Origin of the sequence: Bacillus sp. RC240 (assembly GCF_044907945.1) — a bacterium.
GTDB lineage: Bacteria > Bacillota > Bacilli > Bacillales > Bacillaceae_G > Bacillus_A > Bacillus_A mycoides.
Genome location: NZ_JBIYCT010000011.1, coordinates 95,893 through 119,934, shown reverse-complemented (window position 1 = coordinate 119,934; position 24,042 = coordinate 95,893). Strand labels below are relative to the sequence as shown.

Below are 24,042 nucleotides of genomic sequence, written 5' to 3'. Positions count from 1 at the left end.
AATGAGGTGTCAACATGAGTTCTTTTACATTTAATTCCGAAAGGAAAGACTTTATTCAAATCGAAAAAGGATGGAAAAGACCGACTTGGGCGCCATTAAAAAGGAATTTTCTAAGAGTTCCAGGATATCCAGGCGCAAGACTTTTAGACACACAAACAGAAATGCGTGTTTTATCTATTCCTGTAGGAATTATTGTTCCTGATGACGGAAACTTAGAGTTATTAAAAGAAGAAATAGCAAGTTGGTTAATTACAGATCAACCAGTAGAGCTTATTTTCGATGTAGAACCAAATAGAACATATTTAGCAGTTGTAGATGATAGCTTTGATCCAGATGAGTTTGTCACACTTGGAATAGGAACACTTAAATTTATTTGCCCAATGCCTTATAAATTAGGACCCACTCAAACAGTAGGTTTTCAAACGGGTGCGCTTGGTTTAACAACGAATGTTCAAAACAAAGGAACTGTTCATTCTAATCCTATTATTGAGATTGACATTACGAAACCAAACACTTTTTTAGATGTATGGTTCGGTGGGATATCTTTAAATGATCGAGATTATTTTCGTATCGGAATGCCACTAAAAACTGTGGAAAAACCTGTAGAAAGGAATCAACGTATATTATGGGATGAAATGGCTACCACTGTAGGGTGGAGTAAAGTAGGTGCAATGGAAGATGGTGAGCCAGTCGGTGAAATGAAATCAGATAATATCAATTTTATTGTTCTGATTTCGGTACTGGAACAGGTAAAGGATGGCATGGTGCAGCTGTTAAAAAGAGTATACCTGGTGGTCCAGTACAAGATTTTATTATGCAAGCCTACGTTACTTGTAAGAGTAAGAGAATCAATGAAATGGGACGAGTTGAGATAGCAATACTCGATGAAAATAGTAAGGTACTTTCAAAAATTGCTATGAACGATCTCTATTGGCAAGCCGAACAAAATTTTGGAACGATGGTTATTGGATACGATAACAAGCCAGGGAAAACAGGGCTGATTTATGAGAGCGGTGATTATCCAAATACATGGAATCAATATTTTGGTCGATTGTGGATAGCTAGAACAGGGAATGTATGGGAAGCGTATATTTCAAAATTTCTTCCTGGGACAGGAAAAGATGATTCAGAACGTTTTGCACGGTGGACAGATGAAAATAACTATCACATGGAAAAAGCAGCACAAATCCAGATTAGTATTATGCAATGGCAAGATGTACCGCCAGTAGAAGCGATGTCCGTTAGTGATTTAAAGTTTTGGAAAGTGAATTTAAATACAAAAAACACACCGCCTTATATAGTAGATGTCGGCGATAAAGTTGTGATTGATACAGAAAATAGTCATGTAACGATTGAAGGGAAGGATGCGATTAATATTAAAGACATTTTCAGTAATTTTCCTGTCATTAATAAAGGTACTAATATACTAGAAATCATGCCTTCTGATATCGGAACAGCCAGGGTTAAATATAGGGAGCGATTTAAATGAGAACACCAAGTGGAGTCTTGCATATTATTGATTTTAAAACTAGTCAAATCGTTTCGGCTATACAACCAAAAGATTATTGGGATGACAAACGTCATTGGGAAATCAAGAATAATATCGATACTTTGGAGTTTAAAGTATTTGATAACACGAAATATGCAGCCACACTTATGCAACAAAACCTAGTATTAAAAGAAGTAAGGGATGGGCGTATTGTTCCGTATGTAATCACTGAAGTAGAAAAAGATCCTAACGATAGATCAGTAATTACTTATGCATCAGGTGCATGGATTAATCTTGCTAAAGATGACTATATTCGTCCACAGAAAATTGAAGGTAAGACAGTAAATGGATTTATGGATATTGCTCTTGTAGGTACAAAATGGAAGCGTGGTAAAACGGAGTACGCTGGATTTCATTCTATGACTATTGACGAATTTATAGATCCATTGAGTTTCTTAAAAAAGATTGCTTCCCTATTTGAACTAGAAATTATATACCGTGTTGAAGTGGTTGGTTCTCAAATTGTAGGTTGGTATGTAGATATGGTAAAAAAAAGAGGAAGAGAAACAGGTAAGGAAGTCTCGTTAGGTAAAGATTTAGTTGGAATTAAACGTATTGAAAACTCACAAAACATTTGTACAGCTTTAATTGGCTTTCTCAAAAAAGAAGGTGGAGAAGTTCTCACTATCGCAGATATAAACAAAGGTATGCCATATATTGTGGATAGCGATGCTTTTCAACGTTGGAATGAAAAAGGTAAACATAAATTTGGATTTTACACTCCAGAAACAGAAGAAGATATAACACCAGAACGATTGTTGACTCTTATGAAAACGGAGTTAGCAAAACGTGTGAATACTTCTGTTTCTTATGATGTTCAAGCACAAAGTATAGGGCGTGTATTTGGACTGGCTCATGAGTTAATCAATGAGGGAGACTCAATTCGAATTAAAGATACTGGATTCACGCCTAAGCTTTATTTAGAAGCGAGAACAATTGCTGGTGATGAATCACATAAAAATCCATTGCAAGATAAATATGTGTATGGTGATTACCGTGAGATTACAGATCCAAATGAAGAACTACGAAAGATTTACAATCGCATTCTTAGTTCATTAGGTAATAAGCAAGAAATGATAGATCAGCTAGATAAATTAGTGAAAGAAGCTAACGAAACCGCTGGTAATGCACAAAAAGAATCAGAAGCAGCCAAAACACTTGCTGAAAAGGTTCAAGAGAATCTTAAAAATAATACCGTTGAAATTATAGAAGCTAAGAATCCGCCGAAAACAGGATTAAAGCCCTATAAAACACTTTGGCGTGATATTAGCAATGGAAAGCCTGGTATTTTAAAAGTATGGACAGGTACAGCTTGGGAATCTGTTGTACCAGATGTAGAGTCTGTCAAAAAAGAAACATTAGAGCAGGTTAATAAAGATATTGAGTCCACAAAAACAGAGTTGAATAAAAAAGTTCAAGAAGCACAAAATCAAGCAACAGGACAAGTCAATGAAGTGAAGGAAAGCTTACAGGGCGTTAGTCGTACGATTTCAGATGTACAAAATAAACAAGGTGAAATTGATAAGAAGGTAACTAAGTTTGAACAGGATTCTAACGGATTTAAACAATCTATTGAATCGTTAACTAAAAAAGATAGTGAAATCAGTAATAAATTAAATACAGTTGAATCCACTGTAGAAGGTACAAAAAAGACAATCTCTGAAGTACAGTCAACAACAAATGATCTAAAAACAACAACAACCGAAATTAAAGAGCAAGCAGGAAAGATAAGTGAAAAGCTGGGTAGTGTGGAACAAAAGGCAAATAACCTTAATGAAAGTCTCATTCAAAAAACAACCGAGATTGAAAAAGGTGTGGAGGGTGTTAAAAGCACTGTATCAAGTATTCAAAACAGTCAAACAGGATTTGAAAAGCGTATGTCTAACGTGGAACAAACGGCAAGCGGATTATCTTCCACAGTTAGTGATTTAAACAATGTAGTATCAGATCAAGGTAAGAAACTTACTGATGCAAATACAAAACTTGAACAACAGGCAACAGCAATTAACGCAAAGGTTGAGTTGAAACAAGTAGAGGATTATGTTGCTGGCTTTAAAATTCCTGATTTGAAGAATGTGGTTAATCAAAATAAAGAAGATTTATTATCCGAATTAGCGAACAAGCTTGCAACTGAGCAATTTAATCAAAAGATGACTATGATCGATAACCGTTTTAGTGTTAATGAGAAAGGTATCGATTTAGCAGCAAAAAAGACAGAAGTATATACAAGAACGCAAGCAGATGGAGAGTTTGCTAAGGATTCTTATGTAAGAGATATGGAATCACGCCTTGAGCTAACAGAAAAAGGCGTTAGTATATCTGTAAAAGAAAACGATGTAATCGCAGCATTCAATATGAGTAAAGAGAATATTACATTGAATGCGAACAAGATTAACTTAAAAGGATTTATTACAGCAGATCATATTAGAGGGCAAGTTTTAGAAGGGGTGACCTTAAAGACTACAGGAGGTTCCGAACAAAGATTTATACAAATTAATAAACAAAACATACGTCTATATGATAAAAATGAAATACGTGGATTTTTAGGATTTTATGATAGATCAACAGACGGAGGACTCCAACCAACTTTTATTTTAGGGCGAGACAGTGCGCAGGGGTCAATGAACGGTTCATTTGCACTTACACAAGTAACTCCAAGGGTAAATGGAGTAGATGATTTTGACACATCATATGCAACTCTAGGTATGGTTGCATACTATAACCCTACTACAAATGAATTTTCTAGAAGCTCACAAATTACATTCTATCGTGATGGTGGGCATATGAATATAAGTGCTGATGGAAGGCTTAATTTCCAGTCTAAAAATGATGTTTATATAGGAACAGAAGGTATTGCTGGAACTTATGGTGGTCGTGTGTATGTAAATGCGACTAGTTATGCATGGATTAAGGCTAGCAAAGAAGTATATATCGAATCTGGTAATGGTAACTGGACTTTTTCAAAAACCAACAAACCAAGTGAGCAAAATGCACCTGGTATAAAAGACGATGATATGAATGCTGATTTTAGACTTGCTTATGTTCTAATGAGGTCTTCTCACGCCTCTGGTTATCAAGGGAGCCTTCAAATTAAAAGTGTTAATGGTAATGAATTTAGGGATTTAGAAGCTCGATATATTAAGGCTGTATCCTTACAACAGACATCTACGAGAAAGATTAAAACAGCTATTAAGGATATTGAAATTAATTCACTTGATAAGTTTATGGGACTTAAAGTGCAACAGTATTATTTTAAGTCTGATATGGATAGATTGTATGAGATGAGGGAGAACAGAAAGGAAAGAGATCCATTACCTACTGTTAAAGATATCCCTCTACAATATGGGTTTATAGCAGAGGATTCTGATGATGTATTTACTACAGTAGAAAAGGAAGCTATTAATCTATATCCTGTAGTTTCTCTTGCAATCGATGCAACACAAAAAATATATATTGAACTTAAAGAAGAGAATAAACAACTCAAAGAGCGAGTAGCAACACTTGAAAATGACGTATCAGAAATGAAAGCATTACTTCAAAAATTAATTAGTTAAAACCAAGGGAGCAGCAAACGCTGGTCTTTTTTATTTTGCATAAAGGAGTGATTTTATGACATTCAAAACACGAGAACTTACTGTAGATTTAGTAGATGAGATATCCACAAAAGAAATACGTTTTTCACAAGGCGATAAAAATTCCGCTAAATTAGTATTAAATATAACAAATCAAGGAGAGGAATTAGATTTAAGCAAAGCAATAGCGGTTCGAATCACTTTTAGAAAGCCAGACGGTACAACAGTGTTTCAGGAAGATTTGCAACCGGTTAATGCGATGAAAGGGAAATATCAGATTATCTTAAAAACACAAACTCTGGCAGCAGCAGGGAATGTGTATGGGCAAGTTCGAATTTTTGAAAAGGACCAGGAATTAGATGCAGAACCGTTTGGATTTACTGTTAAACAATCATATTCAGGTAATGGTGCTGTTGAATCTACAAACGAATTTACAATTATCCAAAAAGCGATTGAAGCAGGGGAGAAACTTAAAGGAGTAGATATTGACGGTATTATTGCAGCTGGAGCTAAGGCAGATGCAGCGTTACCAAAAGCAGGCGGAACGATGACAGGTAAGCTAAGATTGAAACATGTCACAGGCGATGCTCAAAGAATAGAGTTTCAAGGAAAGACTACTGCAGATAATGCAGAACCAAAAATAGATATTGCTTCGGACGGTGAAACTTATATCGGAGCATATTACCGCCCGACAGGTAGAAGAATATGGAGATACACGTCAGCAGATGATACATTTACAGTTGATGCAGCTAATACGAACCTGTTAAAGAAAACAGGCGACACTATGACTGGTGAGTTGACAATGGCCGTTGATAAAAATATTAGTTTTAAAACGGGTGATTATGAGTTTAAACATAGAGCGCAAGCAGGTAATACCAAACTAATCATGCAAAGCGTACATCCTACTGAAGGTAATAAATTCGTATGGGAGTATCGAGGGGATAATAATACATTTACAATGAACGCAGATACGAACCTTGTAAAGAGTACAGGGGGTTATTTGACAGGCAGTCTTTACATGGATGTGTCAACAAGCAACAGATCATATGGGTGGAAAAGAGCTGACGGAAAGTTGCACTACTTTTACGGCGGTGCTGATGTTATTGCTTTATTCTCTGAAGCGAGCAATAAAACCGCATGGCAATACAACCCGTCAACAGATACATTTATTGTTAATTCTAACTTTAAAACAGCAAAAGATGGACGAGCTAATTTAACATTGACAGCTGATGCTGAATTGATTTCAGCTAACGGTGTAATAGCAGACAGACGAGGTAATACTGTCACACTACGAGCGCCTATTAGAAGGAAGGCAGGGGTAGCTAGCACTACAACCCTGTTAGTGATGCCAGCTGATATGCGTCCATTGATTACTATACAACAAGGTGTTATCTCTACTGACGGTTCTTCAGCGATCTTTACTATACAGGCTGATGGGTCTGTCTCTATCCAAGATATAGGTACACCTGTAGCAGGAAAGAATTTCTTTGTAACTTGTACTTATGTAGTAGATTAATAAGGAGGATAAATCATGGCTAAATATTACGGTTATTGTTATGACAAAGATGGAAAGTTCACGGAAATGATTCCCTTAAATGAGAAACCGATTTTTGAGAAACAAACATTTTGCCGAGAAGAAACAAAGGAAATTGTCACAGAAGAAAAACTTTGTGAACTTCACCAATCTATTGAAGATGGTACTTATGTACCAGATCCAGAGAGTGTGGAAGAACCAATCAGTAAATACGAATGCCCTGATTGTGTAATGGCAAATGTGGATTATGAAACTATTAAAGTACCATATGAAGAAGATGTAATTGTGGGTTATGAACCAGATATCCCAGCAAATTGTACTTTAGAGGTTTGCCCAGGCTTAATTTACGCTCCGATATTCAAGGATGGTAAATGGGTTAAAACAGTTGAGCCGAAGCCTGAAGAACCACAACCAGAGGAACCATCGGAGTTAGAAAAACTTAAAAAGCAGTTGGAACTAATGCAGCAAGCAATGGATGAAATGATTATAAATAATCCGGGACAAGAGGAATTTAAAGAGTTAATTGAGAAGCAAGAATTGATTCAAAAGGCTGTAGATGAGTTAATCATTACTAGTATTCAATAAAAAGGAGTGTATGCAAAATGGCAGAATACATGGCGCAACGAGTAATTGATGAAGTTTTTACTTATGCATATATCATTGTAAAAATGAAGGCGTACAAAGGGCGCATTGATAAATACTTAACTGACAATGGAAGAACAGATTTAATTACGGATAGCGCACAATAGTGGGCTTTTTATTTTGTACAAAATAAGGCTTATATAACAAAAGGGGGACATAACTGTCTCTCTTTTTATTTTGAAACGAGGTGGTCAAAGTGGAACAAAAGGAGTACGAACGCATTACAAAACTCGAAGTAAAGATTGAATCAATGAATGAAACTATGATGCGAATTGAAAAAAACTTAGAAAAAAATCACAACAACTACATGATTCGTACAGAAGTAATCGAGATGTTTAAACTTCGTGATCGTGAAATTGATGATTTAAAACAAGAACAAGAAAAAAATGATGCTAACAAAAAAGCTCATATATCCATGTGGATTTCAGGACTGTCATTGGCGGTCCTGTTTTTATTTAACATCTTAAATTTCATGAAATGAAAGGAGGTGAGAGTATGAAAAATTTAGATGCAGCTTCAATTAGTCGCTACGTTATATTAGTAATTGCTGTGATTAATAGTGTCTTAAATCTTGTGGGATACCAAACGATTGATGACAAAATCACAAATGATTTAGTGGCTGTAATTACAGGTGCTTTCACTTTATATATGGCTTGGAAGAACAACTATTTGAGCAACAAAGGGTTACAACAAAAAGATGTATTAGAAAAAAATAACTTACACTAAAAGGAGATGTTCAGTAATGGGTCACATTGTAGATATTTCAAAATGGAATGGTAATATTAATTGGGATGTAGCAGCAGCGCAGTTAGATTTAGTAATTGCTAGGGTGCAAGATGGGTCAAATGTTGTAGATCATATGTATCAAAGTTATGTGAGTGAAATGAAAAAACGTGGTGTCCCTTTTGGTAACTATGCGTTTTGTCGTTTCGTTTCTGAAAATGATGCAAGAGTTGAAGCGAGGGACTTCTGGAACCGCGGTGATAAGAATGCATTATTCTGGGTAGCTGATGTGGAAGTGAAGACAATGGGCAATATGTTATCTGGAACATTAGCTTTCATCGATGAATACGCCGATTAGGTGCTAAAAAAGTTGGTTTGTATGTTGGCCATCATACATATAAAGAGTTCCAAGCGGATAAAGTAAATGCTGATTTCGTATGGATTCCAAGATATGGTGGTAATAGACCAGTTTACCCTTGTGATATTTGGCAATACACTGAAACGGGAAATGTTCCTGGTATCGGTAAGTGTGATTTAAATGAATTAATTGGTAATAAGTCTTTATCTTGGTTTACAGGATTAGAGGAAACATTTGCAACTAGTCAATATGATTCAAGTTGGTTTACAAAACAAGACGGTGTATTAAAATTAAACACATCTATTAAACTTCGTACCGAACCATCCACTGATGCTCCTGTTATTGCTACATTGAATGCAGGTGATGAAGTAAAGTATGATGCGTTTGGTTATGAAAAAGATGGATATGTTTGGTTACGTCAAAAACGTTCAGATGGTTATGGTTATATTGCAAGTGGTGAGACTAGTGATGGAAAACGTGTTAGTAGTTGGGGTTCGTTTAAATAAAATAAGAAGATACCGCCCTTAATTGGGCGGCTTTTTTGTTTATATACTATTAGAATTTACTTTTAGATAATGCCTTTAATATAGGTTTAAAGATTTTACTTAATATACGAAATCCGTTAAATATAGAGCGCACAACTTTCATAAAGTTAACACACCTACTTTCACACTTTATAAATCAGATATTTTTCTAACTTCTTTTTCCTTCGCTTTAAATTCCTTTTTATATTGCTTGAAATCTTGTTTATCCACTTTGAATTTTTCGCCAGTAGCAACATTCTTCACTAAGTATGTTTTAGTTATTGAGAAATAATAAATTAAAAATAATATACAAGATATTGAAAAAGTGGGGATGCCTAAGATTAATGCAATAATAAACAACGTTATATCTAATCCCGTAAACATGCGTTGCAAGACAATCCTCTTTCCAGCAGCAGCTTCTGGTTGCTGTAATCGTTGCATACGTTGTAAGGATGCGACTGTATCATAACTCATGAAATAACCACCTTGTTATATCGTTAGCTTACTTGATTAATATTCTTTGTCCACTTTTCGTAACTCTGACTGTGTAAGTCCATATGTCTCTGTTGTACAACCTGCTAACAACATAACAGGTAATGCTAAAGCTAACATTTTACGTTTTATTGTCACATAACCCTTTGAATACTTAGTTTTGTGCGTCTTTTATTTCATTTAACGTTAAAGCCATTGTATCTAAATACTCCATCATAGCATCTAAGTTTGCTTGGGCTTTTTCAGTATCATTTTCATTAAAAGCGATAAACGCTTGGTCTACTACCTGTTTGATTATTTTTGCATCGTCTCTTAACTGCACTTTGAAGTAATCGTAATCCTTAGGAGGTTCTATACTTGCTAACCTATCCATTCTTCCGCTGACTACACTTAATTGTCCCTTTAACTCTGATTTATTTGTTTGCATCGTTTTGTCTTTTTCAAGTAGTGATTTACTAGATTTTACTGCTGTTACTAACTCCTTAGAAGTCTCCTCTACCTCTTCTTGATACTGTTCCAAAGGTGAATAGTGTCTAGACTCGTTATTTAACTTCTTATCTATATACGCTCGTTCTTCAGCTAGTGTTCTACCTCCTCCAATTACAGCTTCTTTTACTACTTCTTTGTTAGGTTCTTCTACCTTGTTTGATTTATCATCACTTGCTCGTTCTTCAGCTAATGTTCTATTTGCCTTTTCTTCTTCACTTGCTACCTTTTTAGTTTCTTCTTTAACTTCTTCTTTGACCTTTTTATCTTTATCTTTCATTTCTGACTCTGTTTCTTTTAGTGCTTTATCTAGTTCTTCATCCACAGTCTTCATGAAATCTTCTTCTCGTAGCTTTACTGTCTCCGATTCCTTCTTATCCTTTGACTCTGCATCTTTTAGGTTGTCAGTCTTTTTATAATCTTCAACTTTTACATTATCAGTTTTCTTCTCTTCAGCATTATCTTTAGAACATCCTACTCCTGCTACTAATATAAGCGGAAATGCTAAATATATTAGTTTCTTTGCTTTCATAATTCAAACCCCTTTAATATTAATAGTGTTATTATTTAGTTCAAACATACAAGTAGAGCCTTTTATTTCTTTGGTGTATAGTTAATTGATCCGTCTGTTGTACTTGATGTACCTTTTCCAAATGAATTATGATCCTGCTTAATAACATCTTGTTTGTTCTTAATTGCTTCTTTCAATGCATTAGGATCCTTATCGTTCATATCGGCAAAGAACGGTTGCCATGTATACATACCGCTATCTATCCCATCTAATGCATCTTCTACTTCGTCTTTTACTTTCTTTTTATCATTTCTAGGGTCTTCATACTTCTTAAAAGCTTTCTCTACCTTAGGTAAATAGTCTCTTATATCTTCTATACCTTCTTTGATAATGTATTCATAGTCTGTATACTTTTTAGGTACTTCAACTCTTTCTAAACTATCTAATTGACTATAAATTTTTATAATAGTGTCCTTCGGTTCACCTTCATAGCTAGCTATTGAGAATGCATCAGACTCTTTCTTTAACGTTCTTATTGAATATTTAAGGTCTATTAATAAATCGAACATATAGTCAGGGAATTCTGTGGAAGATATAGGTATCGTATGCTTTTTATTAGTCTTATCATTACCTGACCTAGTTTCTTTCGCACTAGAATTTTCTTTTTCCTTATCTACCTCTGTCTGGCTTTCTGATTTCTTGTCAGACTTTTTCCCACTTCTTTGTTCTTCTTCATACTCCAATTTTGCTAATGCACCTCTGAGTTGCCTTTCTATTTCTTCGTCTTTATAATGCATTCTTTTCATATCTTCTATCATTTTATCTGCTTTAAACTCTTTGTCTACTTTTCGAAATTCTGCTTGTGTAAGTCCATATGTCTCTGTTGTACAAGCTGATAATAACATGATAGGTAAAGCTAACGTTACAAGTCTCTTTGCTTTCATTTTCTTATTACCCCTTATTGTGTTGTATGATTGTATGTAGTACTAAAAGTTACTTTATTTCTTTGCATGTGCCTCTATTTGCTTATCAAGTGCTTTAGCGTAAGCATCTTTGGTTTCTTGATTTAACTCATAAATTGCTTTATCCCACTGTTCACCATCTACACCTGACATATGTGGAGTGCTTTTTAGTAAGGCTTCTTGAATCTTCTGTTCATCTTCCTTATTAGCGTCTTTCAGTATCTTTGTTCCTTTTCTTGCGTCTTCTACCCCTTCTTGTACAAGTTTATGTATGTCATTATACTTATCAGGTACTTCTATGTTTTCCATACGGTCTAAGGCTTCGTCCATAGAATCTACTGTTTTTAGTACATCTTCATAGTTCTTCTTATCATTCATCGCCTTACCTGTTTTTAGTAACAGTGTATCCTTTTGGGTTTGAAACTCTAACAGTTGCTCACAAATATAATAAGGATACTCTTTTTCGGATATTACTGTTTTCGAAATGGCTTTACTAGTTTTCTCAGTCTTAGGAGTAGAATTTTTATCTCCTATCCCGCAACCGAACAATAATAGAACTGGAACTGTTAATGCTATGAGTTTCGTTGCTTTCATTATGTATTCCCCTTTTAGAAAGTATTGTAATTAATTAACATATTGTACCATAACATAAATTATAAATATTGGATATACAAATTTTCTATCTTTACCGTGGAATTCATTTATTGTATTAATGAAGAATACGATATACATGCTTGGAAATGAAAATAAATCTACAGACTGTGAAATGGACATATAATAGAAGAAAAAATATAATATACGATTCTCTTTCTTGGCAGAGTATGTAGATACAGGTGAGGAATTTACAATTGATGAGAAGGTAAATGTGGATGGTTCACTACGATTTAAGATACACAATAGCAAAGGGGAAACATATTATATAACGATAAATGAAACTTATGTATGGTAACTGTATATATTACTACAATACAGTATACTCATAGGAGGTAGGTATGTGTTTGATAAAAATGAAATAAAAAAAACAAATGAGGTACTTCAAGCTAATGCATTAGATCCAAATATAATTGGCCCTACACTTCCCCCTATTCCACCATTTACTTTACCAACAGGTCCAACAGGTCCAACGGGTCCAACAGGTCCAACAGGTCCAACAAGTCCAACAGGTCCAACAGGTCCAACAGGTCCAACAGGTCCAACGGGTCCAACAAGTCCAACAGGTCCAACAGGTCCAACAGGTCCAACAGGTCCAACAGGTCCAACAGGTCTAACAGGTCCAACGGGTCCAACAGGTCCAACGGGTCTAACAGGTTCAACAGGCCCAACGGGAGCAACTGAAGGCTGTCTTTGTGATTGCTGTGTTTTCCCTATGCAGGAGGTGTTACGACAACTTGTCGGGCAGACTGTGATTCTTGCCACTATTGCAGACGCACCAAACGTAGCCCCTCTTTTCTTTTTATTCAATATTACTTCTGTGAATGATTTTTTAGTTACAGTTACAGATCCAGTTAGCAACGCAACCTTCGTGGTTAATATTTCTGATGTAATAGGGGTAGGGTTTTCACTAACAGTACCACCTCTAACATTACTTCCACCTGCCGATTTAGGGTGCGAATGCGATTGTCGTGAACGACCAATTAGAGAATTACTAGATACACTGATTGGTTCTACAGTGAATCTTTTAGTTAGTAATGGCTCTATGGCAACAGGTTTTAATGTGGAACAAACAGCTCTTGGTATAGTGATAGGTACTTTGCCAATACCTATAAATCCACCTCCACCTACACTCTTTAGATTCGCTATTTCAACTTGTAAAATTACAGCTGTGGATATAACTCCTACTCCTACGGCGACATAGTTCATTTCTTTTAAGTGGTCCAGTTGCAATTTTTCTAAACTTGAGGAAAAATATATAATAGAAGAAAAATGAAAAATTTATTAGCTTTGTTATCACCCTGTTGGTAACAACCTAATGCGCCTAATGGCTACAAAAGACATCTACTTCGTACCATTCGGCCAAGATGCACCAGAGAAAAAACCGAACTCAATGGTAGCTCGTATGGAGTTACTTGAAGATACAGTATTAGAAGCGCTACAAGGAAAACAATTACAACCTGTTGTTGTAGAAAAATTCAGATATATGAATTAAAAAACGAAAAAAACGTACAATTTTTGTTGAAACCATCATTCTTACTGTAGAATATGATAAAATTAACGTTATTAAGATTAGAGGGGGCATTGTAAGCTCCTTCTAATTCTAAGTTATAGAAGGATTGGTATCTAGAAAGGGGCATAGTGATGGAAAAGCAAAAAACTTTTCATGTCGCTGTAGTTGGAGCAACCGGCGCAGTTGGTGAACAAATGTTAAATACTTTAGAGAAACGAGAATTTCCAATTGGGAAGTTAACGTTACTTTCATCTAAACGATCTGCAGGTAAGAAACTTGTATTTAAAGGCGAAGAATTTACAGTTCAAGAGGCAACTCCTGAAAGTTTTGAAGGAGTAGATATTGCACTATTTAGTGCAGGTGGATCTGTATCGAAACAATTAGCGCCAGAAGCAGCAAAGCGCGGTGCAATTGTTGTTGATAATACAAGTGCATTCCGTATGACAGAAAACGTGCCACTTGTTGTACCTGAAGTAAATGAAAATGATTTAAAAGAACATAATGGTATTATTGCAAATCCAAACTGTTCTACAATTCAAATGGTAGTAGCTCTTGAGCCAGTTCGCCAGCAATATGGTTTAAAACGAGTAATCGTTTCCACATATCAAGCTGTATCAGGTGCTGGTGCGGCAGCTATTGAAGAACTTCATGAACAATCACAAGCAATCTTAAATGGCGAAGAAGTAAAGGCGAATGTTTTACCTGTATCAGGTGACGAAAAGCATTTCCAAATCGCTTTTAATGCTATTCCACAGATTGATAAATTCCAAGATAATGGATTTACATTTGAAGAAATGAAAATGATTAATGAAACGAAAAAAATTATGCATATGCCTGAATTAGAAGTAGCTGCGACATGTGTACGTCTACCAGTTGTATCGGGTCATTCCGAGTCTGTGTACATTGAAGTAGATAAAGAAGGCGTAACAGTAGAAGAAATGAAAAACTTACTTGCAAATGCAGAAGGTATTGTACTGCAAGATAATCCAGCAGAGCAGTTATATCCAATGCCAGCTACTGCAGTAGGTAAAAATGAAGTATTCGTTGGAAGAATCCGTAAAGATTTAAATAATGATAAAGGATTCCACCTTTGGGTCGTATCTGATAACTTATTAAAAGGCGCTGCATGGAATTCTGTTCAAATTGCAGAGCGCTTAGTAAAATTACAATTAGTGTAAACGGCTAAGAGAAGGTGCAAAATATGAAAATTATTGTTCAAAAATTTGGTGGTACATCAGTACGTGATGACAATGGGCGCAAGCATGCGCTTCACCATATAAAAAAATCGTTAGCTGCTGGTTATAAAGTAGTTACTGTCGTATCAGCAATGGGCCGTAAAGGTGAACCGTATGCAACTGATACGTTATTAAGTCTTGTAAATCAAGAGGAATCTAATATTTCTAAACGTGAGCAAGATTTATTATTATCATGCGGAGAATTAATCTCAGCAATTGTTTTCTCTAACATGTTGAATGAGAATGGTATAAAAGCAGCAGCATTAAATGGTGCGCAAGCTGGTTTTGTAACGAATAATGACTTTACGAATGCTAAGATTATTGAAATGAATTGCGATCGTATACATGAAGAGTTACAAAATGTAGATGTTATCGTCGTGACGGGATTCCAAGGTCAAACGAAAAATGGAGATACGACAACACTTGGACGCGGAGGTAGTGATACCTCAGCTTCAGCATTAGGTGTTGCGCTTCATGCTGAATATATCGATATCTTCACAGATGTTGAAGGTGTTATGACTGCGGATCCTCGTATCGTAAAAGATGCACGTCATCTTCAAACTGTAACATATAACGAGATTTGTAACATGGCTTATCAGGGTGCGAAGGTTGTTCATCCGCGTGCGGTTGAAATTGCGATGCATGCAAAAGTACCACTTCGTGTACGTTCTACGTATTCGGATAGTGAAGGTACGCTTATTGCGGCATATGATGGTGCTACAAAAGGGCAGGATGTAGAAGAACGTCCTGTTACAGGGATTGCCCATGTGTCAAACGTAACGCAAATTAAGGTGCTTGCAAAAGAAACTGCATATGATTTACAACAACACGTGTTTAAAGAAATGGCTAATGAAGGGATTAGTGTGGACTTAATTAACATTTCTCCTACCGGTGTAGCTTACACAGTAAAGGATAGTGTATCAGCGCGTGCAGTTGAGGTTTTAAAGCAACTTGGATATGATCCAGTTGTGACAGAGCATTGTGCGAAGGTTTCTATCGTTGGTGCTGGAATGGCAGGTATTCCAGGGGTTACAGCGAAAATTGTCACAGCTTTAGCGGAAAAAGGTATTCAAATTCTGCAATCAGCAGATAGTCATACGACAATTTGGGTTCTTGTAAAAGAAGCCGATTTAGTGGAGGCTGTGAATGCATTACATAGTGCATTTGAGCTTTCAAAAGAAAAGCAACTGGAACAATAAGGAGTGAGATCATGATAGATTTTGGGACAATTGCAACCGCGATGGTAACACCGTTTGATAAAAATGGTAATATCGATTTTGCAAAGACAACGAAATTGGTAAATTATTTAATTGATAACGGTACAACAGCAATCGTGGTAGGAGGGACGACTGGAGAATCTCCTACATTAACATCAGAAGAAAAAGTAGCGTTATATCGCCATGTCGTATCTGTTGTCGATAAAAGGGTGCCCGTCATCGCTGGAACAGGTAGCAATAATACGCATGCTTCTGTTGATTTAACAAAAAAGGCAACTGAAGTTGGTGTTGATGCAGTTATGCTAGTGGCACCGTATTATAATAAACCGAGTCAAGAAGGGATGTACCAGCACTTTAAAACAATCGCTGAAAGCACTCCGCTTCCGGTAATGCTATATAATGTTCCAGGACGATCTATTGTACAAATCTCCGTTGATACAGTTGTTCGTTTATCAGAAATCGAAAACATTGTTGCGATTAAAGATGCAGGCGGCGATGTATTAACAATGACAGAAATCATTGAAAAAACAGCGGACGACTTTGCAGTATACAGCGGTGATGATGGTTTAACATTACCAGCTATGGCAATTGGAGCAAAAGGTATTGTTTCTGTAGCATCTCATGTTATCGGGAATGAAATGCAAGAAATGATTGCTGCATTCCAAGCTGGAGAGTTCAAAAAAGCGCAGAAATTACATCAATTACTAGTAAAAGTAACGGATGCACTATTTATGGCGCCGAGCCCAACACCAGTAAAAACAGCATTACAAATGGTGGGATTAGATGTAGGTTCTGTACGTTTGCCACTTCTTCCATTAACGGAAGAAGAAAGAATAACGTTACAATCCGTAATGCAATCTATTCCTCGTTAATAAAAATGACCTAGTGTGAAACTAGGTCATTTTTATTTTGACTAACTATATGTAAGTGATGAAAATTAGCTATAGTTAATAGGCTGTAATAAGAAGGGGATGGCAGGGGGGAGAATTAGTAAGAAACTGATTACAGAGATAAGATTTTTTTAGTGAATATCGTTTCATGTTTATGTAAAGAATTTACATGAATATTTTTCCATCAAACTCTTATTACGTAGGGAAAATAGTAAAACCGATATGAATTTTGCCCTCTTAAATTATAATCTCATTTTAGTGTCTTCTCTTGTCTTTCGCATAATTTAACTTGTGTTCTATTTCTTGTATCAGTTATAATATGGCTAAGTAGCTTAGTACGGGTATGCTTAGCAAAATTGGTAAAAATTACGATTTAATGAAATTTTCATATCATATCGAATAAGATATTTGATTTATATAATGAAAGAGAGGTGAAACCTGGTTTAAAAAATTAACAAGGACATGATATCGCATAACGGTAAGGACATTCGTCTTGGACGGTGAATATATGGTGGTTGTAGAGTTTCCCCTGGTGTCTCTGCAATTTTAGTGAAATCAGTGTTTGCAAGATTTTTAAACCAGGCAACAACATGAAGAGAAAAGAGAATGAGTCTGTTAAAGTATTTGCTCTTGGCGGAGTAGGTGAAATCGGTAAAAACATGTACTGTGTTGAAATTGATTCTGAAATCTTTATTGTAGATGCAGGATTGATGTTCCCGGGAGATGAAATGTTTGGGATTGATATTGTTATTCCTGACATTACATATTTAGTAGAAAATCAAGAGCGAGTAAAAGGACTATTTATTACCCATGGTCATGAAGATCATATTGGTGGAATTGTTTATGTGCTTCGTAAATTATCTATTCCAGTATATGCGACGAAATTAACGGTAGGACTTATACAAGAAAAGCTTGGCGAAGCAGGAATGTTAGGCCGTGTAGACTTAAAAACAATTGACTCGAATTCAACAGTAGAGTTTAATTCAACAACTGTGTCATTCTTTGGAACGACACATAGTATTCCGGATTCTGTGGGTGTTTGTTTCCATACATCAAAAGGTGCTGTAGTATATACAGGAGACTTTAAATTTGATCAAACTCCAATCGGAAATAGTGGAGCAGATCTTGGGAAAATGGCGCAAATTGGAAATGAAGGCGTACTTTGCTTGTTATCTGATAGTACAAACGCTGAACGTCCTGGTTATACAGGTTCGGAAAAAGAAGTTGGTATAGAGATTTCTAAAGTATTCTATAGTTCAGAAGGGCGTATTATTGTTGCTTCATTTGCCTCCAATGTACATCGTATTCAACAAGTGTTTGATGCAGCTGCTGAAACTGGAAGGAAAGTAGCGGTAGTAGGACGTAGCATGGTGAAAGTGGTAGATATTGCAAGACGTCTTGGTTATTTAGATGTTCCAGAAGGTATGGTTATTTCATTACAAGAAATAGACAATTTCCCGGAAAAAAAGGTAGCTATCTTAACGACTGGTAGTCAAGGGGAACCGATGGCAGCCCTTTCTAGAATGGCGAAGCAAGCTCATAAACAAATTTCAATTCGTAAAGGTGATACTGTTATTATTGCAGCTTCTCCAATTCCAGGGAATGAAATATCTGTATCAAAAATTATTGACTTGTTATTTAGATCTGGTGCTGAGGTTATTTATTACGGTGAAAGAAAAGTTCACGTTTCAGGTCATGGTAGCCAAGAAGAATTAAAGCTGATGATAAATTTAATGAAGCCGAAGTATTTTGTACCCGTACATGGTGAGTTCCGTATGCAAAAAGCACATGCGTATTTAGCGGAAGATGTAGGTATTAAGAGAGAAAATATCTTTATCGTAGAAAAAGGCGATGTAATTGCTTTTGGTGACGATGAAGCAAAATTAGCTGGTAAAGTGCAAGCTGGTAATGTTTTAATTGATGGATTAGGTGTAGGTGACGTCGGTAACATCGTTCTTCGAGATAGAAAGATGTTATCTCAAGATGGAATTTTAGTTGTTGTTGTAACACTAGGTAAGGATGAAAAGAAAATAATCTCTGGTCCAGAAATTATTTCACGCGGCTTTGTATATGTTCGTGAATCAGAAGCATTAATCGAACGATCCACAGATATTGTACGTATGATTGTTGAACAATCAATTAAAGAATATACAATTGAATGGTCTATGTTGAAACAAAATATTCGTGAATTATTAGGGCAGTTCTTGTACGAAGAAACGAAGAGAAAGCCAATGATTTTACCGATTATTATGGAAGTATAAAGAAGGTCACCTTTACAGGTGATCTTTTTCTTTTTTAACCCTATCGAATGAAATTCATAACTTAAGAAATAATAGTTATATACGAGTGAAAGGGGATGCAATATGACAGAACGTGATCGTTATACAAATGAAGAAAAAGAAGCTGAGCCGAAAGAAGTTCCAAAAGAGGCTTCTATAGTGGAGAAAATTCAGCAACTTGGACAGACAAATGTACCACAAATGAATGAATCGCGTATTCATTGCTTAACAATTGTTGGGCAGGTGGAAGGTCATATTCAGTTGCCACCACAAAATAAAACAACAAAATATGAACACATCATTCCGCAAATTGTCGCGATTGAACAAAATCCAAAAATTGAAGGCTTACTGTTAATATTAAATACAGTTGGGGGTGACGTTGAAGCTGGATTAGCGATTTCTGAAATGGTGGCTTCGCTTTCAAAGCCAACTGTATCTCTTGTTTTAGGAGGAGGGCATTCAATCGGTGTACCGATTGCGGTCTCAACTGATTATTCATTTATTGCCGAAACAGCGACGATGACAATTCATCCGATTCGTTTAACAGGTCTTGTTATAGGTGTGCCACAAACATTTGAGTATTTGGATAAAATGCAAGAAAGAGTCATTCGATTTGTGACAAAGCATTCGAAAGTAACGGAAGATCGTTTTAAAGAGCTTATGTTTGCAAAAGGGAATTTGACGCGAGATATTGGGACGAATGTAATAGGTGGAGATGCAGTGAAGTATGGTCTTATAGATGGTGTCGGTGGTATTGGTAGCGCACTTCGAAAATTAAACGAATTAATTGATGAACACAAGGATAATAGTACAGAAGGGACAATGCTACAATGATTTTATATACAATTATGCCAGAGCAACTTGTGTATCCGGCCGATTATTCACAATGCGAAAGCCAAAAAGTTGTGAATATAAATGGCGTGGAATTAGTGGTTTCTGAGGAGGATAATCAATGTTACTCTATTGTACGTGTATTAAGTACGAATCCGTCTCACTACCTAGAGTTTGAGCCTGGACAGAAAATTACCTTTTAGCAAAAAGAAGGATTTTGTTTAGGAGCTATGGTATAATATAAAAAACAAGACGGTTGAGCAGCCATGAGTAGGCTGCTTTCTTCTGTTTATTTAACATTTTACAAGAAGTGTAAAAATAGAAGATATAAAGACCTGAAAAATAGAGAGAAAGACATGTAAGTAGAGCTTTTTTATAAGAAAGTTGTATTTAATTTTTAGAACACGAGGTGAAGAAATGGCAAAACAAAAGCAAAGAGGGACGAAGGCTAAGGCAAGACGTACGATAAAGCCAACTTTGTATTATGAAATCGTCGGGTTGACTCTTTTTGCACTTTCGATTATTACGATTTTACAGCTAGGTGTTGTAGGGAAATCGTTTGTGTTATTTTTTCGCTTCTTCTTTGGTGAGTGGTACATAATTGGTGTATTAGGTGTAATAGCTTTATCTGTTGCGTTTGTAATAAAGCGGGGATGGCCCAACCTTTTAAATAAACGGCTAATAGGTGTTTATTTAATTGTACTAGCAATATTAATGTTTAGTCATATTACATTATTTAACCTGCTTACGAAAGATGGAGCTGTGCAAAATACTTCTGTAATTGTTAGTACAAAAGATTACTTCTTCCTTGAAATGAAAAAGGGCCCGGATAGTGTTCATTTAGGTGGTGGTATGTTCGGTGCACTGATGTTCGCAACGTGCTACTTCTTATTTGACGAAGTAGGGGCATATATCATTGGAATTATTTTAGTTATTCTTGGAATACTGTGTATAACAAATAAACATATTGGAGAAGTACTTGCTCCGGTAGGGAGAATTCTTAGAAGTCAGTTTCAAGTCATGCAAGGGGATTATAAAGATTGGAAATCTCAAAGGGTCGCCGAGCAAACTGAAAAGAAAAAAACAACAAGAAGCAAGAGGCGTGAACGTGTTGCTGAACAAGAAGAAGCTATTGAGCCAGTAGAAGAAATAGAAGTTGGTCCACCAATTATTTCGAATTTTACTGAGAATTATCCAGTACGTGAAGAGACGGAAAAGCAGATAGAAGAAAATGATTTAATCACTCCTCCGTTTATTGAAGAGGCAGTTCCGCCTGCGTCAGAAGAACAACCTCACAAGAAACGAGGAGAAAAAATCGTTGAATCGCTAGAAGGTGAAACGAAAGCACCTCCTATGCAATTTTCTAATGTGGAAAATAAAGATTATAAGCTTCCTTCGCTTGATATATTAAAGTTTCCCCAAAATAAGCAAGTTACAAATGAAAATGCGGAAATTTATGAAAATGCTCGTAAATTGGAACGTACATTCCAAAGTTTTGGTGTGAAAGCGAAAGTAACAAAAGTACATAGAGGTCCTGCAGTTACGAAATATGAAGTGTATCCTGATATGGGAGTAAAGGTAAGTAAAATTGTTAGTTTAAGTGATGATTTAGCGCTTGCTTTAGCAGCGAAAGACATTCGTATTGAAGCACCTATTCCCGGGAAATCAGCTGTAGGGATTGAGGTTCCGAATTCAGAAGTTTCTATGGTAACGCTGAGAGAAGTTCTTGATTCAAAGGCGAATAACCACCCAGAAGAGAAGTTATTAATCGGTCTTGGACGTGATGTTACAGGAGAGGCTGTATTGGCACGTTTAAATAAAATGCCCCATTTATTAGTAGCTGGTGCGACTGGTAGTGGAAAGAGTGTATGTATTAATGGAATTATTGTAAGTATTTTAATGCGTGCAAAACCGCATGAAGTAAAATTAATGATGATTGATCCGAAAATGGTAGAGTTAAATGTATATAACGGTGTTCCGCACTTATTAACACCAGTCGTAACTGATCCGAAAAAAGCATCACAGGCTTTGAAGAAAGTTGTGAGTGAAATGGAGCGTCGTTATGAACTATTCGCGCATAGCGGTACGCGTAACATTGAAGGATATAATGATTATATTAAAGAACATAATAGCCAATCGGAAGCGAAACAACCTGAATTACCATATATTGTAGTAATTGTGGACGAGTTAGCTGATTTAATGATGGTTGCTTCTTCGGATGTAGAAGATGCGATTATGCGTTTAGCGCAAATGGCACGTGCTGCTGGTATTCATTTAATTATTGCGACTCAGCGCCCGTCAGTTGATGTTATCACAGGTGTTATTAAAGCGAATATTCCATCGCGTATTGCATTTGCTGTATCTTCCCAAATAGATTCTCGAACGATTCTTGACGGTGGTGGTGCAGAAAAGTTGCTAGGTCGTGGAGATATGTTATTCATACCAATTGGTGCATCGAAACCTGTTCGTGTACAAGGGGCGTTTTTATCAGATGATGAAGTTGAGAGAGTCGTAGAATCTGTTATTGCGCAGCAAAAAGCGCAATATCAAGAGGATATGATTCCACAAGATGTTCCTGAAACAAAGCAGGAAGTAGAAGATGAATTATATGATGAAGCGGTTCAGCTTGTAGTAGAAATGCAAACAGCATCTGTTTCTATGTTACAACGTAGATTTAGAGTAGGATATACGCGAGCAGCTCGTTTAATTGATGCCATGGAAATGAATGGTGTAGTAGGTCCTTATGAAGGTAGTAAACCAAGGGGAGTACTCATTAAAGATGTACAAGAAAAAAGTTCTTAAAAAAAGCCTAATTGTTTTACAATTAGGCTTTTTTATATGCTGTTTTTGTTATATACTATATTCAACAGGAAAGAAAGTGCTTACATAACAGGGAGCTCTTTAGAATACGAATGCTTATCGTTTTGGTTTTCAAAACGTTCGATATTTAATGTAGAAAAATGTTGAATTCTGTTGACACATATGGGAGCAAGTGGTAAGATTACTTCGAAAAGAATCACTGCCTCATATAATCTTGGAGATAAGGTCCATAAGTTTCTACCTGGCAACCATGAATTGCTAGACTATGAGGGGAAAAGTGTGTAACAAAGGATGTAAGGAATCTTTGTGCCGAACTTTTTCTCTATATGAGAAATGTTTATGGTACAAAGTTTTTTTTATGGGATAAAGTGTGAAAATTTCATCTTGAAAAATTATTAATATTTATTCGATAATTACGCTTATTTTTAGTATTTAGTAATTTATACTATGTTGTAAGTTGAAAAAAGAGAAAAGAAGTCTTACATCAGAGGTCGAATAATTGAAATGCGGGGGAGTCTTATGTCAGTAAAATCCGATAGTCGTCACCTATATTTGCGGGTGATTGATCACATCAAAGGAAAAATTAAAGATGGGGCTTATAAAGAAAAACAAAAGTTACCTTCAGAGTTTGATCTAGCGAAAGAACTTGGTGTAAGTAGGGCAACTTTAAGGGAAGCACTACGTATTTTAGAAGAAGAAAATGTTGTTATTCGTAGACATGGTGTAGGGACATTTGTAAATGCGAAGCCGTTATTTTCTTCTGGAATAGAGCAACTTTCTAGTATTACAGATATGATTTCTAGTGTGGGGAAAACACCAGGAACAATCTTTTTATCATCATCTACAACAACTTTAACAGAAGAAGAAAAAGAGAAATTTAATTGTGAAGATGCTTTTAGCGCAGTAATGATTGAACGTGTTCGTACAGCGGATGGGGAACCAGTTGTATATTGCATTGATAAACTGGCAAAAGAGATATTACCAGATTTATCGGGATACAATGAGGAATCGCTGCTTACAGTAATACATAATAATACGCACAAGCGTATCACATACGCAGTTGCTCACATTGAACCGATTGGTTATCACCCGAAAATTTCACCGATTTTAGAATGTGAACCTGAAACGGCACTGCTAGTTTTAAAACAAATGCACTATGATCAAAATGATGAGCCAATCTTATATTCTATTAATTACTTTAGAGCTGATAAGTTTAGCTTCCACGTATTAAGAAAACGTATGTAGGGAAGTTC

At 36.0% G+C, this 24,042-nt stretch carries 19 protein-coding genes, 3 pseudogenes and 1 riboswitch; of the genes and pseudogenes, 18 read left to right on the top strand and 4 right to left on the bottom strand.

Annotation, left to right across the window (positions count from 1 at the left end):
* Nucleotides 1-14 precede the first annotated feature (14 nt).
* The 8 genes and pseudogenes from ABH955_RS25125 to ABH955_RS25090 all read left to right on the top strand — a co-directional run bounded on the left by ABH955_RS25125 (nt 15) and on the right by ABH955_RS25090 (nt 8,884).
* Nucleotides 15-1,489: pseudogene (locus ABH955_RS25125) on the top strand (distal tail protein Dit).
* Nucleotides 1,486-5,103: a phage tail spike protein gene (locus tag ABH955_RS25120; protein ID WP_404491787.1), complete on the top strand. Its 3,618-nt coding sequence runs from the start codon at nt 1,486-1,488 to the stop codon at nt 5,101-5,103. The pseudogene ABH955_RS25125 and the gene ABH955_RS25120 overlap by 4 nt, the downstream one beginning before the upstream one ends.
* 55 nt (nt 5,104-5,158) lie before the next feature.
* Complete coding sequence (locus ABH955_RS25115; RefSeq protein WP_404491785.1) at nt 5,159-6,637, top strand: BppU family phage baseplate upper protein; 1,479 nt, start codon at nt 5,159-5,161, stop codon at nt 6,635-6,637.
* A gap of 15 nt (nt 6,638-6,652) precedes the next feature.
* Nucleotides 6,653-7,240 carry a hypothetical protein gene (locus ABH955_RS25110; RefSeq protein ID WP_404457413.1) on the top strand — a complete coding sequence of 196 codons (588 nt, stop codon included), beginning with the start codon at nt 6,653-6,655 and terminating at the stop codon, nt 7,238-7,240.
* Nucleotides 7,241-7,257: 17 nt separating this feature from the next.
* Entirely contained in the window at nt 7,258-7,404 is a 147-nt protein-coding gene (locus tag ABH955_RS25105) for a hypothetical protein (RefSeq protein WP_404457411.1), read from the top strand.
* 89 nt (nt 7,405-7,493) lie between these two features.
* Entirely contained in the window at nt 7,494-7,778 is a 285-nt protein-coding gene (locus tag ABH955_RS25100; RefSeq protein ID WP_098356601.1) for a hypothetical protein, read from the top strand.
* A 14-nt stretch (nt 7,779-7,792) separates the two neighbouring features.
* Nucleotides 7,793-8,023, top strand: coding sequence for a phage holin (locus ABH955_RS25095; RefSeq protein ID WP_000792639.1), 231 nt, complete (start codon nt 7,793-7,795; stop codon nt 8,021-8,023).
* Nucleotides 8,024-8,039: 16 nt separating this feature from the next.
* Nucleotides 8,040-8,884, top strand: a pseudogene (locus ABH955_RS25090) (GH25 family lysozyme).
* A 168-nt stretch (nt 8,885-9,052) separates the two neighbouring features.
* Here ABH955_RS25090 and ABH955_RS25085 read toward each other — a convergent pair.
* The 4 genes from ABH955_RS25085 to ABH955_RS25070 all read right to left on the bottom strand — a co-directional run bounded on the left by ABH955_RS25085 (nt 9,053) and on the right by ABH955_RS25070 (nt 11,947).
* The gene (locus ABH955_RS25085) at nt 9,053-9,376 is read right to left on the bottom strand and encodes a hypothetical protein (protein WP_404457409.1); all 324 of its coding nucleotides are present in this window, start codon (nt 9,374-9,376) and stop codon (nt 9,053-9,055) included.
* Nucleotides 9,377-9,548: 172 nt separating this feature from the next.
* Nucleotides 9,549-10,412 (bottom strand): hypothetical protein, encoded by an 864-nt coding sequence (locus ABH955_RS25080; RefSeq protein ID WP_404457407.1) that lies wholly within the window; start codon nt 10,410-10,412, stop codon nt 9,549-9,551.
* A gap of 62 nt (nt 10,413-10,474) precedes the next feature.
* Entirely contained in the window at nt 10,475-11,335 is an 861-nt protein-coding gene (locus ABH955_RS25075; protein WP_404457405.1) for a hypothetical protein, read from the bottom strand.
* Nucleotides 11,336-11,389: 54 nt separating this feature from the next.
* Nucleotides 11,390-11,947 carry a hypothetical protein gene (locus tag ABH955_RS25070; RefSeq protein WP_159146991.1) on the bottom strand — a complete coding sequence of 186 codons (558 nt, stop codon included), beginning with the start codon at nt 11,945-11,947 and terminating at the stop codon, nt 11,390-11,392.
* A 400-nt stretch (nt 11,948-12,347) separates the two neighbouring features.
* Here ABH955_RS25070 and ABH955_RS25065 point away from each other — a divergent pair, with 400 nt between their 5' ends.
* From ABH955_RS25065 to ABH955_RS25020, 10 genes and pseudogenes are all read left to right on the top strand, one after another.
* Nucleotides 12,348-13,208: an exosporium leader peptide-containing protein gene (locus ABH955_RS25065; RefSeq protein ID WP_404491784.1), complete on the top strand. Its 861-nt coding sequence runs from the start codon at nt 12,348-12,350 to the stop codon at nt 13,206-13,208.
* Between the two features lie 102 nt (nt 13,209-13,310).
* Nucleotides 13,311-13,499: pseudogene (gene spoVFB, locus ABH955_RS25060) on the top strand (dipicolinate synthase subunit B); the annotation flags it as partial.
* Nucleotides 13,500-13,648: 149 nt separating this feature from the next.
* Nucleotides 13,649-14,695: an aspartate-semialdehyde dehydrogenase gene (gene asd / locus ABH955_RS25055; protein WP_002014577.1), complete on the top strand. Its 1,047-nt coding sequence runs from the start codon at nt 13,649-13,651 to the stop codon at nt 14,693-14,695.
* 23 nt (nt 14,696-14,718) lie between these two features.
* A complete protein-coding gene (gene dapG / locus ABH955_RS25050) occupies nt 14,719-15,951 on the top strand; it encodes an aspartate kinase (RefSeq protein ID WP_002137918.1) in 1,233 nt (410 codons plus the stop codon).
* 11 nt (nt 15,952-15,962) lie between these two features.
* Complete coding sequence (gene dapA, locus ABH955_RS25045) at nt 15,963-16,841, top strand: 4-hydroxy-tetrahydrodipicolinate synthase (protein ID WP_002014579.1); 879 nt, start codon at nt 15,963-15,965, stop codon at nt 16,839-16,841.
* A 608-nt stretch (nt 16,842-17,449) separates the two neighbouring features.
* Nucleotides 17,450-19,120, top strand: coding sequence for a ribonuclease J (locus ABH955_RS25040; RefSeq protein ID WP_404447954.1), 1,671 nt, complete (start codon nt 17,450-17,452; stop codon nt 19,118-19,120).
* Between the two features lie 102 nt (nt 19,121-19,222).
* Nucleotides 19,223-19,972: a translocation-enhancing protein TepA gene (tepA, locus tag ABH955_RS25035; RefSeq protein WP_113936839.1), complete on the top strand. Its 750-nt coding sequence runs from the start codon at nt 19,223-19,225 to the stop codon at nt 19,970-19,972.
* Nucleotides 19,969-20,172 (top strand): YlzJ-like family protein, encoded by a 204-nt coding sequence (locus tag ABH955_RS25030; protein ID WP_002088064.1) that lies wholly within the window; start codon nt 19,969-19,971, stop codon nt 20,170-20,172. Before tepA ends, ABH955_RS25030 begins: the two co-directional genes overlap by 4 nt.
* Nucleotides 20,173-20,386: 214 nt before the next feature.
* On the top strand, nt 20,387-22,771 hold the full coding sequence (locus ABH955_RS25025; protein WP_404457401.1) for a DNA translocase FtsK: 2,385 nt from the start codon (nt 20,387-20,389) through the stop codon (nt 22,769-22,771).
* 202 nt (nt 22,772-22,973) lie between these two features.
* Nucleotides 22,974-23,075, top strand: a riboswitch (purine riboswitch).
* A gap of 233 nt (nt 23,076-23,308) precedes the next feature.
* Nucleotides 23,309-24,034: a GntR family transcriptional regulator gene (locus ABH955_RS25020; protein WP_002088063.1), complete on the top strand. Its 726-nt coding sequence runs from the start codon at nt 23,309-23,311 to the stop codon at nt 24,032-24,034.
* Nucleotides 24,035-24,042 lie beyond the last annotated feature (8 nt).

Coding starts and splice junctions, on each gene's coding strand:
- ABH955_RS25025 (WP_404457401.1), top strand. CDS start 20,387: ATGGCAAAACAAAAGCAAAGAGGGACGAAGGCTAAGGCAAGACGTACG.
- ABH955_RS25085 (WP_404457409.1), bottom strand. CDS start 9,376: ATGAGTTATGATACAGTCGCATCCTTACAACGTATGCAACGATTACAG.
- ABH955_RS25120 (WP_404491787.1), top strand. CDS start 1,486: ATGAGAACACCAAGTGGAGTCTTGCATATTATTGATTTTAAAACTAGT.
- ABH955_RS25115 (WP_404491785.1), top strand. CDS start 5,159: ATGACATTCAAAACACGAGAACTTACTGTAGATTTAGTAGATGAGATA.
- ABH955_RS25030 (WP_002088064.1), top strand. CDS start 19,969: ATGATTTTATATACAATTATGCCAGAGCAACTTGTGTATCCGGCCGAT.
- ABH955_RS25095 (WP_000792639.1), top strand. CDS start 7,793: ATGAAAAATTTAGATGCAGCTTCAATTAGTCGCTACGTTATATTAGTA.
- ABH955_RS25105 (WP_404457411.1), top strand. CDS start 7,258: ATGGCAGAATACATGGCGCAACGAGTAATTGATGAAGTTTTTACTTAT.
- ABH955_RS25110 (WP_404457413.1), top strand. CDS start 6,653: ATGGCTAAATATTACGGTTATTGTTATGACAAAGATGGAAAGTTCACG.
- dapG (WP_002137918.1), top strand. CDS start 14,719: ATGAAAATTATTGTTCAAAAATTTGGTGGTACATCAGTACGTGATGAC.
- asd (WP_002014577.1), top strand. CDS start 13,649: ATGGAAAAGCAAAAAACTTTTCATGTCGCTGTAGTTGGAGCAACCGGC.
- ABH955_RS25040 (WP_404447954.1), top strand. CDS start 17,450: ATGAAGAGAAAAGAGAATGAGTCTGTTAAAGTATTTGCTCTTGGCGGA.
- ABH955_RS25070 (WP_159146991.1), bottom strand. CDS start 11,947: ATGAAAGCAACGAAACTCATAGCATTAACAGTTCCAGTTCTATTATTG.
- ABH955_RS25080 (WP_404457407.1), bottom strand. CDS start 10,412: ATGAAAGCAAAGAAACTAATATATTTAGCATTTCCGCTTATATTAGTA.
- dapA (WP_002014579.1), top strand. CDS start 15,963: ATGATAGATTTTGGGACAATTGCAACCGCGATGGTAACACCGTTTGAT.
- ABH955_RS25020 (WP_002088063.1), top strand. CDS start 23,309: ATGTCAGTAAAATCCGATAGTCGTCACCTATATTTGCGGGTGATTGAT.
- tepA (WP_113936839.1), top strand. CDS start 19,223: ATGACAGAACGTGATCGTTATACAAATGAAGAAAAAGAAGCTGAGCCG.
- ABH955_RS25075 (WP_404457405.1), bottom strand. CDS start 11,335: ATGAAAGCAAAGAGACTTGTAACGTTAGCTTTACCTATCATGTTATTA.